Raw genomic sequence first — 17147 nt, forward strand, 5'->3', positions numbered from 1 at the left:
CATTGTACCATAAAAAGTAGGAGAGTAGCTATATCTGAAAGGCTATCTCAAGGCAGAGTTCCAAGGCCTTCTCGAAAGCTTCTGAACCCCAGTCACGACTATCGTACTGGTCCAAGTCTGCTAAGGAATCAGCTGTAAACAACAACTCTCCCCAGAGAACCCCACGCAGTTGGGCTACTGCTGCAAGCGCAGAACACTCCATCTCCACAACAGCACAGCCTTCTTCCTTGCGATAAGCCACCTTTTCAGCCGTTTCTCGGTAAAAACCGTCTGTCGTCCAGGTCATGACTTCTTCATAGGGAATCCCTCTAGCTTCCAACACTCGCTTAATAGCAGCAATAGCCTCTGGCTGCATTTCCATATAACGAGAAGGTGCCACATAGTGATAACTAGCTCCTTCATCTCGCAGAGCGCGAACAGGGACTAGAAAGGCATTTTCTTCTATATCAGCCAGCACACCACAGGTTCCAGTGGAAATAATCTGCTCCACACCATAGCCAATCAACCAATCCATAAACTGAGCTGCTGGAGCTGAACCGACAGGAGCCTGAGCCAGACAGACCTCCTTGCCTTTGTAGTTCACGACATAGATTGGATAGATCTTGGTGGCTGAAACGAATTCGCCGACACAGTCCGCCCCTACTTCCCTCGCATAACGGTCAATCTCCTCACCTAAAAAAGCATAGACACACTTCTTGGGCAAGTGCAAGTCTAGCCCCTCGTGATTGGGCATGATGACCGCCTGAGTATTATCATCAAACTCTAAAATGGGAATCGCATGTTTCTGAACCATAACCTACCTCCTCTAATTTTGTACTATTGTATCAAAAGCTGATAAAGTGTCAAGGAGGAAGCTGAGGAACTGAGGAGAAAAAAGCATCCCACTTACGAGATGCTTTTAAATTGATCAATGAAGCAGACTTTATAAAATATAGAGTAGGTAAATGTGGGCTGGATAAAAAATGATGAAAACCTACAAAAAAGAAACAACCTCCGCTGTTCCTTTTTACTTCTATTTCACAGGTATCTCCTTCATCACGCGCGCAGGATTACCAGCTAGGACAACGTTGTCGCCAAAGGACTTAGTGATTACAGCCCCTGCTCCAGCAACAACATTATTACCCAATGTCACTCCAGGAAGGACAATGACACCACCTCCAGCCCAGAAATTGTCACCGATGGTAATGGGCTTTCCGTATTCCACACCTGAATTGCGTTCCTCCGGGTCCAATGGATGGAGGGGAGTCAAGAACTGACAGTTGGGACCAATCATAGCATTGTCACCGATGCGAATCGGACAAACATCCAGCATGGTCAAGTTCCAATTAGAATAAAAATTTTCCCCTAGATGGATATTGACCCCATAATCGACCACCAGGCGTGGATTGACAAAAATATTTTGTCCAGTCGAGCCAAACCAAGTCTTGATGATTTCGACTCCCTTCAAGGGATCTTCTTCCTTGTTAAAGGCAGACTGTTTTTGGCGAGAAGTCTGAGCCAAGGCCCGCAATTCTGGGTCCGATGGACGGTAAACCTCTCCTGCTATCATTTTCTGGTATTCGCTGATCATTGTATTCTTCTCCTTGTTCCCTACTATCATATCAAAATTTCTACGTGTCTGACTAGAATAAGGAGCACTTTCTACAATTGATACTCTTCGAAAATCAAATTCAAACCGCGTCAACGTCGCCTTGCCGTACTCAAGTACAGCCTGCGGCTAGTTTCCTAGTTTGCTCTTTGATTTTCATTGAGTATTAGATGCTGGTCTTTATCACATCCTATCTAGCTAAGCGAATACGGGTCACGATTCCGTCTGGGTCTGTGATTTCCAACTGGCTTGATGTCAGCCATTTGATTGGTGCATCAACTTCTTGTGCTCGCTGGGCAATCGTTAACAGTTCTTCTTTACTAGCGACCTCAATGACATAGTAGGCCAAACCTGGCAAGCCTTGCTTACGCGGAGCTAGGCCTTTTCCTCCCCATTCGTTGACTGCCAAATGATGATGATAGTCCCCAGCCGCAATCCAACTAGCGCTAGGCACACTGAATTTATCCTCTAACCCTAACACCTTTTGATAAAACTGGCTGGACTTTCGACTATCCTTGACGGACAAATGGATATGCCCCATTCTCGTACCTTCTGCTAGGATAAAGGGCTCTACTCTTTCTCCCAACTCATAAATGTCCTGCGCCACAAGAACCTCCGTCACTCCGATAATGCGTCCATCTTCTCGAATATCCCATGTGGAAACCGGCTTATCTCGATAGAGTTCAATGCCATTTCCCTCCAAATCCTCCAAGTAAAGGGCCTCACTGTAACCATGGTCTGCACCGCCGACAAGAGAAATCTGTAAATCTGTCAGGTGCTTCAAGACATCCGCCAAAGCCTTGCGTGTCGGCAAAAGAATAGCCAGATGGTAAATACCATAATGTTCCCTTACTTCACCGCTCTCTTGTGCTTGAATCAAGTGTACCAAGGCTTTTCCTCCAAGTCCAAGAATGGCCTCTGTCTCAGTTTGAGATAAGATTTCTAAACCAATAATTTGCTGATAAAAGGCTGTTTGACTTGCCAAATCCTTTACATTTAAAACTGCCTCTGCCAAATAAATGTGGCTCTTGTATTCATAGGTCATAAATGGCCCTCTTTTCCAGATGTAATTATTACCGTGACAACTATTATATAATTTCCATCAAGAAAGTCAAGTCAGACAACTTATAGATTATAATTCTGTCATCTTACCTATATGACACTAAACCAAGAAAATCTACAGAGAATTGATAATCAAACCATTGAAAATTTTTAACCAGCTCTAAGATGACTCTCATCTCAATCCCAAAAAGAAAAGGAGCGGATATGATATCCTACTCCTTATTCTTATCAGAAAATCTAATTCAAATTAGTCTTCTTTTTTCTTGCGAGCAACAAGTCCAAATCCACTCAAGACACCTAAAAGTCCAAATGCTGCTAAGCTAGCGTTGACTTCTGTACCAGTGTTTGGAAGTTCAGCTTGCCCTGTTTGAGGTAACTCTTCCCCAGATTCTGAGTATTTCCCATAAGATGACTTGTCCTCTTCTTGGGCAACCGCTTCATCTTGATGAGAACCTTCTTGTTTTGTAGGTTCATCAATCTTAACAGGATTTGACTGAAGGTATTCTTGATTCTGTGGTTTCGTTACATCATCACCTATTACCTCAGTATACAAATGGGTAACAATGCCATCTTTTTCATGGGTCATTGTATATCGATATTTTTTACCATTTTTCGATATGATATCAGATTTAGGAGCCAATTTACCAATTTGAATTGGAACGAGTTCTTCATTCGATTCAATAATAATATGACGAGTAATCAATAATGGATCTACAGTATGAATCGTTGGTTCACCTTTCTCACTTACAACTCCTTCTGGTAATTCTGGTCGTACTTCCGGTTCACCCTTCTCACTCACAATACCTTCTGGTAATTCTGGCTGTACTTCTGGTTCACCCTTCTCGCTTACAACTCCTTCTGGCAATTCTGGTCGTACTTCTGGTTCACCCTTCTCACTTACAACTCCTTCTGGTAATTCTGGTCGTACTTCTGGTTCACCTTTTTCACTAAAGTATTCTAAAAAGTCATAAATAACTGTTTTTTCATTTTCATCAACTGTACCTATTTCAGGCGCTGAAGTAGCACGATGTCCTTTATAGAAATAAATTTTCCCATTTTTTTGAAGCAGTGTTCCTACTTTAGGAGCAACAGACGTATATTCATCCCCGATAGAAGCATCTTGTTTTAAGACTTTCCCTTCTGCTAGTTCAGTAGTTGTTCCTTCTAACATGTATTTTGCAAATACATTTCCACCAGTTGCTAGTTTATAGACATAGGTAATTTCAGTAGTTCCTGAAACAACTTTCCCTGTTTCTGTAGGAGAGCCTGTTTTCAGTCCTACTAGTTTATATTTTTTACCATCTTTGGTTATTTCTTGTAGTTTTACCGTTGTAGCATCATATGAAACCTCTTTGTTTGTTGTCGTTGGTGTTCCTACTACTACTTTTTGATCATCCTTATTTAAGTAATATTTAGTTTCTGTAGAAGATATCACTGCATCTTTAACGACCGCTGAATTTTCTTTAATAGAAGTTCCATCCGCTAATTGATAATGTACTTTTACATTTCCTTTAATTTCTGTAGTAGACTTCTCTTCTTTAGCATAGATGTTTTTGACCTTTGTTAACTCTTCACTAACGTGATAAGCACGTGTTGGTTGATACAAATTGTAATAATGAATTTCTGTAATTGATGGTCCTGATACATAAGCATATTGATCATATTTTGTTGGTGAGGCTACTCTATATGTAACGCCATCTTTTGTATATTCTTTATATAGTTGCCCTATTCCATATTGATAATTACTGTGCCCACCAGAATATCTAACTTCTCCAAAACCTGCTGTATATGCAAGATATTTTTTATTTGAATCTTCTGTCTCATTTTCATCAATTGGATAATTTTCATTCTTGTCTTTATTTCCTAATTTATAATCAACATTTACTTCAAATACATTTTTTACAAAGTTTGCATCACTAGGTACTTCATTTACATATTGAATATTTTTATGAGATTCTTTAAATTTTTCTACATTTGCTTTTTCTTCTTCATAATTACTAGTATCTTTAAATTCTTCAATATTCCCAATAAATTTCGGTTCTATTTTGTCTCTAGCATTATCCCAGTTAGTTTTAATCGGTCCTTCTCCAAATTTTTCTTTTAAGATTGAGATATATTTATCAATATCACTGTACTCTTTAAAGTCATCATTTGTTCTGATATAACCATGGAATGTCTCATACGCCGTATAAATAGGTCTATTTTGTTTATCTACTAGATGCTCATTTATTAATTGTTTTTTGTATAATTCTTCCCAAGTTTTTTCTTTTTGATTAAGACGTTTGTTTTCAATATCTCGTTCTTTCTCTTCATTCAGATCTCTTAATTGATTATTTAATAACCCATTCAGTCCCTCATATAGTGATTTTTCATTGAAAAATACTCCTGCTGTATATGCTGGTTGTTCTGTTGCTGTTGATGCTGCTCCTAGTTTTAACGCAACTTCATTTTTCTCAACAACTAAGATTGTATCCCCTTCTTTTATTCCACCTTCAGAATTTATGTTTTCTTTCGTGAAAGCTTTGGCGTTCTCTTCTCCTTTTTTAAAAGTTTCTACTACCCAAGAGTCATCTGAAGTTGACGTTTTTGTCGCTAAGACATATTTTCCGTACTGATTTTCAGATGTTTCTGAAACAAGCCAAACTCGACTACCTTCTTTAATATTATTATAGCGAATACTTCCATCTTCATTATGCAAATTTCCAGGATTTGCATGAACAGTTATATCATTAAATGTAGTTTCATTTGAAGTACCTTCATGTTTTTCTAATTTTGTATCAATTTTATGATATTTATTTCCATCTTTTTCTATAATTTCATCTTCTTTTTTTAGCTTGTTTAATACTTCTTCATTTAAACTAGTAATTTTTCCTTCATAGCGTTTTCCAAAAAGTCCACGAATTTTATAATTTAGAGTTGAACTAGAAATACTCTTATTATTTTCATTAATATTCAAATCAACTTCTTCTTTAAGAATTTCGCCTTCTTTTGTTACAAATGATACTCTAGTGTCTTTGAACGTATCTGTTCCTTGTTTTTTTACGTTTCTATCCTCTACCCTTTTCAAATCTTCCTTAACGTCTTCTTCGAATTGTTTATGCTTTTTCTCATACCAGTTTTCATCCCCATGCAGTCGTCCACCACCATCCGTCCTCTCAAACACATGCATTTTCGGCATTGTATAACTACCCACACCATTACTCAATGTTTCCATTTTCACATTATCTTTTGCAGGTGTTACTGTAGTTTCATTAGCTGTATTTGTAGTTTCTTCAGCCAATACCGGACTAGCTCCAACAACCATCATCCCTAATAAGACAGACGCTGCACCTATTCCTTTGTATTTACGTAATGAATATTTTTGAATTGTATCTTTTTTCATAAGGTCTTTTCTCTTTTATTTCTTTCTACTCATTATAAAAATTTATACTAACTATACTAGTATATCACTCTTAGTTTCCTTTATCAAACAATTATACATAATGGAAATTAAAAAAATAGATAATAAGATATCCAATAAAATCTCATTATCTATTTCATTTTTAGGCGTTCATGAGTGATAAATATCTCTTAGAAACTTGTTCTTTTGAATATCGATTCACAAACTTACTTGTATTTTCTAGCTCGATTTCTTTATCAGTCTCATATAAACACTTGATAAGATGCGCTAACTCCTCTGGTGTATCATATAAGCAAATATCTGAGTTCTTAGATGCATAATATTGATGAGCAATTTCAACATTAGAAAGCAAGGGAATCAATCCAAAACTCATAGCTTCAACACAGGCATTGGCAAATAATTCCTTTTGGGAAGTTGAAATATAGCCATCATGTTCCCAATAAGGTACCTCATCTACATATCCAACAACATGAATGGTAGATGGCAAAGTCGGATACTCTTTCTTCAATTTGTCAATATCTCCACCATATAAGAATACCTCTACAGGTAGGCCTTCTTGTTCTAACTTCCTAAAGGCTTCTATAATCCATTCTACCCTTTTTACCTTACTCATATTCCCTACATAACAATAGGAACTAGGCTTTCTTCTTTGTAATACTACTGAGGAAACTTGAGGTGCAAAAATCGGTGGCATAAATTGTGCGTGATACCCTAAATCTTGCAAGATTGATGTTAATACTTCTGAAGCTACTAAATATCTAGTTTTTCTTCTTAGATTATGAGCTGGATTTAGCAATACATTGTCATGGATATATTCCCAATAGAGACGGTTTGTATTTTCTACAAAGCGCCATAATTTGGGAGTCACCACGTTATGTTGATCTCGAATTAAGATGTCTTTCTTATCTGTAAGACTGATTAATACCTGAATCAATAAGTCTTCGTAGGTTAACCATTCTCCATCTTTATAATATAAATAATTGTCCTCCATCATATAAATGGGACTTGGTTCTTCTCTTGGCTTATAGTACCGTGCCCGCATCGCTGTCGAACCATCTCGATTTAACCATTCCAGTTCTTCTTTTTTATTTTTCTTTAAATATAATCCTGAAGTAAAATATAGAGTTTCGTCTTCTAATTCAATGCTAGCCACAAATCCATTAACAACAGTCATTTTTCCATTAGGATACCTATCAATAATATCGGAAGGACGAATACTTAATTCATCATGACCAATATCTGATTGATAATGGCTTACACTCACTAATTCATCCCTTTGGAAGCCTATTTGTTCATAGCCAGCCTTCCAATCGGGTCGAACTTGAGGATGGGTTAAAATATATAGATGTCCCCAACCTAAATAATCTGCAATTTTCTTTCTGGATAATTGGGATGATTCAAATCCATATTTTCTAACCTCTCTTTGCCAGAGCCCTGGATGTATTGTAACCATTTTAGTCATAACAATCTCCTATCATACACGGTAACCTTCGCGACTCATTTATCTGTACTTGTTTATCAGAAAGATTTACTAATCTGAATTATATCATATGAATCATACTTTTACTAGATTCTATCAATAATACCTAACATCTACTTAATACCCCAATAAAAAATCCAAGCTAGTGCATGGATTTACATTTCCTAATATATATATTTATGCTACCAGCCAAGTGAAACCCTTTCAAACTGACAACCCAAGCGTCGCAATTCTTTTTGACGGTCCTCATAGTAGGGGAGGGAAATGCCTGTGATGGTCACATGGGGCAGGTCTTTAAGGTGCAGGCTGACTGATGAAGTAAAATGATAGACATGAACGAACTCGTATTCTTGAAAGAGTTGGGCTAGGACATCTTCAAAGATCAGCTCCGTCTCCAAGTAGGTCACATCAGGGATAGTGAAGGTTTCCTTGGGATGGGGTAGATAGAGGTCAATGGCCAAGGCCTTGGCATAGGTGCTGATAAAGCGGATGGAAATTTGATCGTCCTCTTCAGAGAACTTTTGCCCCAGCAGAACCTTGACTGTCTTGCCATTTGAGACGGGTGCTTGGGGCAGGTCAAAAAAATGCTCCAGATAGACTAGCTTTTCTCTAGCTACGACATGGTAGTCACTGCGATAGAGGGTGTAGTGTTTTTCCGTCCGCTCAATCAAGTCATCTCTGGTCAAGCCCAAAGGCCCTACCTGACTAGGTTGAAGAGGGAGGGCATACATTCCCAAAGGGTAAATATCCGCATAACCATCATCGAAACTCATGAGGTGTTGGTAGGTCGAACTAGCAACCAAGTCCAAAATCAAGCTATTGTCAAAACTCGCATAAAAGATGGTTTCATAGTCTCCGGCCAGCTCCTGACAAATCTGAGCCAAGTCCTCTGCATCCTGAGGATAGTGAACATGGTCAAAATCCTTAGCATAATGCTCCTGACGAGCATTTTTTACAGGACTGACATAAAGGCTAACAAAGTCCTGATCAGGATAGAGTCCTTTGATATGCTGTGCAATCTTGGCCTGCAAGGGCGTTGTGGCAATGATGAGGTGTTTCATCTCTTTGATTCTCCTAGGTGGTGATGTTGCAGCAGGGTCTCAACGACTTCAAAGTCCAAGGCATCGTCGATATCATAAGAATAGAGTTTGGGCATTTCATAGGCTGCTGTCTTATCTGTGTAAAAGGTCTCATCTCGTAGGTAAAGGTCCTTGCGAGAAATCCAGATACTCCCGTTGGGATAATAATAGACAGGCTCTTTCTGCCGAGCATAGTGCTTGGAAACTTGAGGCGGACGGATAAATGACGACTCCGCCAACTGCAAGTAAAGACTACGACTCTTGTCCGCTTTAACACAGGAAATCAGATGGTCGGCCCCAGACTGACAGTAGAGTTGATAGGACTCAACGAGGTGCTCCACCTCTCTCAAGGGTGAGGTCACCTGTAGATTCACAAAGACCTGCTCTTCCTCAAAGGGCTGTAAAAAGTCTCGTAAGGTCTCTAAGCTAGAGGTTGTTGATAGGGCCAATTCTTTTGGTCTGTGGACACAACGAATCTCTGGATAGGCTTGTCGACAGAGTTCTAAATAGGCTAGAGAGTCTGAGGAGACCCAGATTTCACTAAATAGCTTGGAGGCTAGAGCGACTTCTATGGTATAGGAAACCAAGGGTTTGCCTGCAAGAGGTTTGATATTTTTATCCACTAAGCCGCGTGAACCCGAACGAATCAAAATGACGGCTATGGGTTTAGATTTTGCTTTCATATAGTCTTCCTTTAGTTTTCTATTGTATTGGACTAGTAAGAAAAGCTAGATTGATCAACTTACAACATCCTAGAAGTTCCTATCTAATAGCTCTCGGTATATGTGAGCTACTTTTTCCAGAGAATAGCGAGAGGCCAAAGCTAGATTTTTTTCATTTAATAGATAAAAATCAGGCTGTTCCATCTCTTCTATCTTTTGAATCAACTCTGATTTGGTTTTAAACAAGTTGATAGCATTGGACTGGCCAGCATAGAAACGATGGGCAATCTCCACATCCGATAATAAGGCTAACAAACCTTGACTCAAGGCTTCAACACAGGCATTGGCAAATAACTCTGTGTAACTTGCAGACAGATAGCATTGGTGCAGATGATAAGGCACTTCGTCAACGATACCTTTAAAGTGAATGGTTGGTGGAAGATCATATTGATTCTGTAATTCTACTAGACGTTCCTCTGAGCCACCATAAAAGGTAATCTGGGCCTTGGAGCCACGTTTGTAGAGTTCGATAAAGGCTTCAATGACAAGTTCAACGTTCTTGCCTTCTCCCATATGGCCCACCAAGCAATAGTCCAAAACAGGTCCAATTTTTCTTAGCTGACCTAATTTTTCTGTAAACATTGGTGGTAAAAACTTGGTATCATACCCTTGTTTCGCCAAGGTATCAGTCAACACTTCACTGGCGACTAGATATTTATTTGTCTTGTGCATATTGGCGAGGCGTAAGTCTCGCATGATATTTTCATGGACAACTTCATAGTAATTTTTGTCCGTGTTTTCCATATAACGCCAGAGGCTGGGTTTGGGAACGATTTGTTGGTCGCGGATGAAGAGGTCGGTTTGTTTTGCCCATCTGGCTAAGAACTTAACCAGCAAGTCCTCTTCAGAACGGATTTCTCCTCCTATGCGGTAGATATACTCTGGATAAAAGATGGTTACAGGAGAGGGTTCTTTAAAGGGATTGATAAAGCGTCCTTCCAGGGCCAGTTCTCCATTTTCATGATACCAACGAAGTTCCTTCTCCTTAAAATCTTCAAACAAGAAGGGCCCCTTGGTATAGTAATATCTCCCCGAGCCATCTCCTAGGGTAACTGAGGCTACAAAACCATCCTCATTGAGTTCAACCTGATCACCAGCTGCTAGCGTTAAACTTTCTGGCTTCACTGATAAGTCTACATGGCCTATATCTGAAAAACTATGCGGAACACAGAGCAATTCCTTTTCTAAAAATCCTAACTTGATCAAGTCTTTCTTCCAATCAGATCGTAGCTGGGGACTTGACATGAGGTGGACGTAGTCTAAGCCTAGATGTCGTGCGATACGGGCTCGATAGACCTGGGTACTCTCAAAGCCATAGCGATGGATTTCCTTGACTGGATGAATGGTGACAATTCTCGACATGATGTAGACTCTTTCTCTCTTATTTTCTACTTACAAACGAAAAACCACCCTCACAAAAAGGCGAGGGTGGTTCATCCGTTACAATGCTTGGGGATTTCCTAGCAAGTTCCCCCTCAAAAGGACTTTATGCTATTCTATCACAAAGACTGACCATCTGCAAGATGGACTGCCTTAGACAGGATAGCTTGGGGGAGTTTTCTTATTTTTTATAAATCGATTCTCTGAAATCATCTGTGCTACGTAGGTAGGCATTGTAGATTTTTTGTTTACAACTTTCAAGAAAATAGAGAAGGCAAACTAGCCTTCCCCATTTTAAGGTTATATCATTTTGCAACTTTGTTGTAAAAAGCTATTGAAACAGACTATTTGTTCATTAGTTGCCTAGTTTACCCATTCACCATTTCCATTTACTTTATAACCGTCTGGTGTTGTTGTGCTCACAGCCAAAGCTCCAGAATCGTAGGCATAGTACCAGTGCGGTCCAACTTTAAACCAACCTGTCTTCATGATACCTGCTTCGTCAAGATAATACCAAGTACCATTTTCCTTGTACCAGCCTGTCTTCATAGCTCCTGAGCCATCAAAGTAGAACCATCTATTTCCGTCTGTACCCCAGCCTGTAAACATAGCACCTGAGCTACTCAAGTAATACCAGCTACCATCTACTTTTACAAATCCAGTTTGCATGACACCTAGGTCATCCAAGTAGTACCATTTACCATCCGTTTTCACCCAGCCTGTCTTCAGATCACCAGACTCATAGAAATACCATTTTCCATTAGATTGCACCCAACCAGATTGGTCTGAACTAGAAGTTCTAAATTCTTTCAGCGCTTTTTCTACAACGACTGCTTTACTTTTAACTGTTGAAAGGTTTGAGGAGGTCACTTCTGTATACTGAATAGCAGGACCATATCCACCAGCCAATTCCTCTGAAGAAGCATCATCACCTAAAGCTAGAGAAATCGTTGCTACTTTCTGAGAACTAGCTGAATTTCTAAAGGCCGCGAGCCCCACATATGTAAATTTAGAATTGATCAAAGCCTCATAATAACCTGTAAATTCTTTAGATGTTTCACCCTTCTTTTTCGCTACATAATTCGCCTTCTCAGCATGCCAGTTTTCAATTGCTTTTAGAAAACCTTCATAGTTCACATCTAAAGCTTCTCCTCTTATACTATTACTAGATGGAAAAGCAGTCCAGATTTCTTTCGTAGAAAGACGCTCAGGTTTCAGAGTTACTGACACCTCAGTAGCTCGTACAAAAGCAGTTTTCTCAAGATCAGTAGACCATTTGATAGGGACATACTTATCTACCAAACCTTCATCAGCTGCTTCCTTACGAATCTTATTAATCGCATCCAAAATAGTTTGTTTATTTGGGGTTAAAAATTCTCCCTTAATCCCAACCAAAACATTGCCATTAGAAGGATTTAGCACTTCTGAGCTCAAGACATTTTCATTTCTACCATCAGCAGATTGTGTTGCCACCAATCTGTCGTTGGCAAAAACATCATTTGTCAAAACTGCTCCAGCTAAAGTCAAAGCCAAGGCGCTAGCAAATACAATTTTCTTCATTTTTTCTCCTTTTATCCTTTAGATAGGACAGGTATTTTCAATATTAAATTATATCATATTTTCCTATTCTTTGCCCATTTCTACTAATGTTATAAGGTAAATACTATTCCCCAAAAAGTAGAAATTCCTATCCTTTTATTTCACAACAAGCTCATAACGTGTCTTACTTGTGAAGGTTTGACCGGCTTTGAGAATAACTTGGTCTTTGAGGTCACTGTGAATGGCATCTGGTAAAGCTTGCGCTTCAAGGGCAATCCCATTGTGCTGTACCATTGGCTGACCTCCTATGATAACACTTTCATCCACAAAGTTTGCTGTGTAGACCACAAAACATGGAGCCTCTGTCTTGAAAAGCAAGAAGCGACCTGAATTTTGGTCATAAAGGAAACCAGCATTGTCATGACCTGCAGGAAGAGCAAATGGATGATCCAAACCAGATACCAGCTGGATTTGCTCATCTTCTTCTGCAAAGATGTCCTTCAACAAGGCTCCATTGTAGATGTGTTTCACTACATCGCGATTGGCATCTGGAGTTTTGGCAGGAACCCCATCAGGAGCGATTGGGTAAATACCCTCTGTGTTTAGTTGGAAGACATGGCGGTCAATTGTCTGCGTGAAATCACCAGACAAGTTGAAATAGCTGTGGTTGGTTGGATTGACCAGCGTATCTTGATCTGTCGTTACCTTGTAGCTGATTTCATAGGCACCAGTTTCTTCCAAGTGGTAACTGATCCAAATCTTGAGATTCCCAGGAAATCCTCCTGTCCCATCTGTACGCTCTGTATAGAGGGTCAAGCCATGGTCGCTCACTTCAACTAGTTCAAACAAGCTCGAATCCCAACCTGTTGAACCACTGTGGTTACAGTTGCTAGCATTGTTGACTTCAAGGTCATAGGTCTTGCCATTAAGCTCAAATGTCGCACCAGCAATACGACCTGCAACAGGGCCTACGCTAGCTCCATGCTTGGGACTATTTCCCACATAGCTTTCAAAATCATCAAATCCCAAGATAATATTTGCAAAATTTCCAGCCTTATCAGGTGTGACGTAGCGCAAGATGGTCGCACCATAAGTCATGACCTCAAGTTGGTAGCCACCGTTCGTCTCAAATCGATAGGCCAAAGCATCTTGTCCCTCAACATTTCCAAACACACGCTCTGTGTATGCTTTCATTCTGTTCTCCTTTTACTATTTCTCTCAATCAAACAAACCATAGAAAGCGAATTGACAATCTATGGTTTACTTGTATGATTTACAAACCCCTTTATCAAGAATCTATAAACGCAGTATCACTTTTGATATTCGTGGATGATAACACCTTGTACCACACGGTTTACGGTACCTGTAGGAGACGGTGTATCTGGTTTATTTTCTACCTTGAGTGAAGTCAATAGGGCAAAGAGTTGGGCATAAACGATGTAAGGGAAGACACGGTAAATATCATTCAAAACACCGCCACAACCAAGGGCCACTTCTTTGACATTTTCAAGACCAAAGGCTTGATCACTCAAAAGCACAACACGACGAGCAATACGGTCACCAGCAACTTCACGAACCAAGTCCAAGTCGTACTTGCGAGTGTAGTCTGTTGTTGTACCAAAGACCAAAACAACTGTATCTTCATTGATAAGAGATTTTGGACCGTGACGGAAGCCGACTGGACTTTCATACATGGTCGCCACTTGACCAGCTGTTAATTCCAAAATCTTGAGCTGAGCTTCATGAGCAAGCCCAAAGAACGGACCAGCGCCCAGGTAGATGACACGGTTAAAGTCTAAATCAACAAGCTCTTTGACATCTTCTGCCTTGTCTAGAATTTTACGCGCAAGGCTAGACACAACTTCAAAACGTTCAGCTTTAACAGCAAATTCTGTAGGATCAAAGACCAAGAGAGCTGTTAACATCATAGACGTAAAGCTAGAAGTCATGGCAAATCCAGCGTCATTAGAAGCAGCCGGTTGCAAGAGCAAGAGATTACGGTCATCGCCGTGGGCTTGAAGAGCCAATTTACCATCTGCTGCACAAGTAATCGTCACTTGATAAAGCTCATCCACCAAGGCCTTGGCCAAATCAACAGTCGCCACACTTTCAGGCGAGTTCCCACTACGAGCAAAGGATACAAGGACAGTCGCCACATCTTTTTTCAAATAAGTTTCTGGATTGGCAACGATATCTGTGGTCGCAATAGCATTGAAATTCCATTTGCGTTCGTCATAGACTTCCTTAAAGTAAGGTACCAAGGTATCTCCCACATAAGCAGAAGTCCCAGCACCTGTCAAGATAACCTTGATATAGTCATGTTTATCAGCAATCCCTTGTAGGAAAGCTGCAATTTCTTCACGTTGTGCTTGATAAGATTCAAAAGCTTCTTTCCATACATCCGGTTGTTGGTAGATTTCACGCGTAGTGATTTCTGCACCCAATTCGAGCAAGTCTTCTTTTGTATAATGTAGCATTGAGTTCCTCTTTTTCTATCAAATATGGGAATGGGAGTAAGCCCCATTCCCATGTATATTCTATATAAGTTGTTCTAACGATTTTCACGTTGTCACATCGTATACTCAATGAAAATCAAAGAGCAAACTAGGAAGCTAGCCGCAGGTTGCTCAAAGCACTGCTTTGAGGTTGCCAGATAAGACTGACGAAGTCAGCTCAAAACACCGTTTTGAGGTTGTGGGTAGAACTGACGAAGTCAGTAACCATATATACGGCAAGGCGACACTAGCATGGTTTAAAGAGATTTTCGAAGAGTATTATTCATCTTCGTCATCATCGAAGCCCGCTAATAAATCATTGACTTTCACAATGCTTTCTGCAGCACGGCTCTTATAGTCCGCATCTGCGCCTGTAAGGCTCGCATTGATAAATTCAATCACCATTGGAAGATTCATCCCTGCGTAAAGTTCGATGTCACGACCTTCCATGATCAAGCGGCTTACCACGTTACATGGTGTTCCACCGAGAAGATCCGCAAAGACTAGGAAATCATCCAATCCTTCAATAGCAGCTTCAAATTTTGCAGTAAAGTCTTCTGGTCCATCTTCTGGAAGAAGAGCTACCGCATGAATATTGTCTTGTGGACCCATAATCATTTCTGTGCTACCTTTAAGTTCTTCACAGAAACGACCATGACTCACCAAAATTAATGATTTCGTCATAAATTATACGCCCATTCCAAATGCAAAGTGACCAAGGGCAGAAAGACCTACTGCAAGAGCGATAATGATACCGATAGCTTTAGTAGAGGTCATACCTTTCTTACCAAGCAACCAGAAGATAAAGGCAGTAAAGATTGCTGGAAGCAAACGTGGGAAGATTTGGTTCAAGATGTCTTGGAAATCAATCATCTTTTCACCGATTGGCAACTTGTAAGAAATTTCAAAGTTGATCATTGTTGCTACAAGAGCACCCATCATGAAGACACCAAGTACAGATGCAGCGTCAATCAAAGCTGTCAAGGTACTTTGCATGTTGTTGATAAGGTTAACCCCTTCTTTGTAGGCAAATTCCAACTGTTTCCAACGGAAGATGTCATAAGCAACTGCAACTGCGATCCAAAGGAAGATACCCCAAGGTTGGCCAGCGATAGCCATAGTTGCTGCGATAGATCCCATGATCGCAGGTACAAGTGAACCAAAGATTGTATCTCCAAGAGGAGCGAATGGTCCCATCAAACCTGTCTTGATACCGTTAACGGCATCTTTTGAACCTACACCATCTTTTTCTTCCATGGCAAGGTCAAAACCAGCGATAATGGTGTGGAAGAATGGTGAAGTATTGAAGAATTGAGTATGAACTTTCATCATTTCTTTCAATTCAGGGGTTCCATCACCATACATTTTACGCAACTGTGGCAAGATCATGTACAGGTAACCAGAAGCTTGCATACGTTCGTAGTTCCAACCTAATTGGAAAGTAAACAAGCTACGTTTGTTGATTTGATTAAAATCTTCTTTTGTAAGTTTGTAATTAGAATTCGTCATCTTCGATTTCCCCACTTTCTGATGGTGTAGAAGGTGCTGCTACAGCTACTTTTTGGCTATTTTTGAAGTGAAGCACTGCAAGGAAGATACCTACGATAGAGATACCAATCATAGACAAACCTTTGAAGTTGTTCACGAAACCAATTTTTTCAGCAACATCTTTAGGTAGAGTACCTACGATACCAGCAACAGCGCCACCAAGACCTGTTACATATGAGTAAAGAACAGTCAACATAGCTGTCAAACCGAATCCCATTGCAAGGTAGTGAAGGTTACGTTTAACTGGAAGGTAACGAAGCAAGATTGCAAATCCAAGACCTGGAAGCATACGTCCTGCAAGTGTCAAACCATCTGCAACCCACTGGTATTTTGTAACGAAGTCTACTACGTGTTGTACAAATTCACCACCAAATGCAAGCGCGAAGAAGACTGGAAGGGCACGAGATAAAGCCCAAGGAATCGCACCAAGCAAGTAGTTGCGTTCGATACCTTTGTAATCAAAGCGGTCGATTGCAGCATCAATACGGTGTGCGAAGAAAGTAGTTGTCATACGTCCAAGAACGTCGAAGTATGTTAAAAGTGCTGCTACTGGTACAGCGATTGTTGTGATCGCAAGGTCTGTAGCGATTCCTTGTGAAACTGAGAATGCTGTTGCAAGAACCGCACCAGAAGTTGCGTCAATACGAGAAGCACCACCGAAGGTACCAACCCCAAGAACGAACAGTTGCAAGTTACCACCGATAAGCAGACCAGTAGTCACATCTCCCATAATCAAACCAGTAATGAAACCAGCAAATACAGGGGAACCTGCAGATGAAACGATCGTCAACTCATCACAGATTTGATAAGCTGAGTACAAAGTGAGAAGTAAAATTTGCCACCATTGTATCATA

Annotated in this window: 14 protein-coding genes; all 14 read right to left on the reverse strand. The window is 40.2% G+C overall.

Annotated elements, in window-relative coordinates:
- Positions 1 to 28: 28 nt before the first annotated feature.
- The 14 genes from N8M16_RS05430 to N8M16_RS05495 all read right to left on the reverse strand — a co-directional run bounded on the left by N8M16_RS05430 (position 29) and on the right by N8M16_RS05495 (position 17146).
- Entirely contained in the window at positions 29 to 793 is a 765-nt protein-coding gene (locus N8M16_RS05430; RefSeq protein ID WP_261069768.1) for a nucleoside phosphorylase, read from the reverse strand.
- Between the two features lie 219 nt (positions 794 to 1012).
- Complete coding sequence (locus N8M16_RS05435) at positions 1013 to 1570, reverse strand: sugar O-acetyltransferase (protein WP_237447464.1); 558 nt, start codon at positions 1568 to 1570, stop codon at positions 1013 to 1015.
- A 208-nt stretch (positions 1571 to 1778) separates the two neighbouring features.
- Entirely contained in the window at positions 1779 to 2633 is an 855-nt protein-coding gene (locus N8M16_RS05440) for a VOC family protein (protein ID WP_261069769.1), read from the reverse strand.
- 264 nt (positions 2634 to 2897) lie between these two features.
- Entirely contained in the window at positions 2898 to 6032 is a 3135-nt protein-coding gene (locus N8M16_RS05445; RefSeq protein WP_261069770.1) for a YSIRK-type signal peptide-containing protein, read from the reverse strand.
- 160 nt (positions 6033 to 6192) lie between these two features.
- Positions 6193 to 7512 carry a glycosyltransferase gene (locus tag N8M16_RS05450; protein ID WP_261069771.1) on the reverse strand — a complete coding sequence of 440 codons (1320 nt, stop codon included), beginning with the start codon at positions 7510 to 7512 and terminating at the stop codon, positions 6193 to 6195.
- Between the two features lie 200 nt (positions 7513 to 7712).
- The gene (locus N8M16_RS05455) at positions 7713 to 8591 is read right to left on the reverse strand and encodes a glycosyltransferase family 52 protein (protein ID WP_261069772.1); all 879 of its coding nucleotides are present in this window, start codon (positions 8589 to 8591) and stop codon (positions 7713 to 7715) included.
- The gene (locus tag N8M16_RS05460) at positions 8588 to 9292 is read right to left on the reverse strand and encodes an acylneuraminate cytidylyltransferase family protein (protein WP_261069773.1); all 705 of its coding nucleotides are present in this window, start codon (positions 9290 to 9292) and stop codon (positions 8588 to 8590) included. The genes N8M16_RS05455 and N8M16_RS05460 overlap by 4 nt, the downstream gene beginning before the upstream one ends.
- A 69-nt stretch (positions 9293 to 9361) precedes the next feature.
- The gene (locus N8M16_RS05465) at positions 9362 to 10693 is read right to left on the reverse strand and encodes a glycosyltransferase (protein ID WP_261069774.1); all 1332 of its coding nucleotides are present in this window, start codon (positions 10691 to 10693) and stop codon (positions 9362 to 9364) included.
- A 381-nt stretch (positions 10694 to 11074) separates the two neighbouring features.
- Positions 11075 to 12271, reverse strand: coding sequence for a CAP domain-containing protein (locus tag N8M16_RS05470; RefSeq protein ID WP_084925992.1), 1197 nt, complete (start codon positions 12269 to 12271; stop codon positions 11075 to 11077).
- 135 nt (positions 12272 to 12406) lie between these two features.
- Positions 12407 to 13444 (reverse strand): aldose epimerase family protein, encoded by a 1038-nt coding sequence (locus N8M16_RS05475; RefSeq protein ID WP_261069775.1) that lies wholly within the window; start codon positions 13442 to 13444, stop codon positions 12407 to 12409.
- 116 nt (positions 13445 to 13560) lie between these two features.
- Positions 13561 to 14727, reverse strand: coding sequence for an SIS domain-containing protein (locus tag N8M16_RS05480; protein ID WP_261069776.1), 1167 nt, complete (start codon positions 14725 to 14727; stop codon positions 13561 to 13563).
- A gap of 297 nt (positions 14728 to 15024) precedes the next feature.
- The gene (locus tag N8M16_RS05485) at positions 15025 to 15429 is read right to left on the reverse strand and encodes a PTS sugar transporter subunit IIA (protein ID WP_261069777.1); all 405 of its coding nucleotides are present in this window, start codon (positions 15427 to 15429) and stop codon (positions 15025 to 15027) included.
- A 3-nt stretch (positions 15430 to 15432) separates the two neighbouring features.
- On the reverse strand, positions 15433 to 16254 hold the full coding sequence (locus tag N8M16_RS05490; RefSeq protein WP_261069778.1) for a PTS system mannose/fructose/sorbose family transporter subunit IID: 822 nt from the start codon (positions 16252 to 16254) through the stop codon (positions 15433 to 15435).
- Positions 16241 to 17146 (reverse strand): PTS mannose/fructose/sorbose/N-acetylgalactosamine transporter subunit IIC, encoded by a 906-nt coding sequence (locus N8M16_RS05495; RefSeq protein ID WP_261069779.1) that lies wholly within the window; start codon positions 17144 to 17146, stop codon positions 16241 to 16243. The genes N8M16_RS05490 and N8M16_RS05495 overlap by 14 nt, the downstream gene beginning before the upstream one ends.
- Between the last annotated feature and the right edge of the window lies 1 nt (position 17147).

The organism is Streptococcus mitis (assembly GCF_946188375.1).
Taxonomy (GTDB): Bacteria; Bacillota; Bacilli; order Lactobacillales; family Streptococcaceae; genus Streptococcus; species Streptococcus mitis_CX.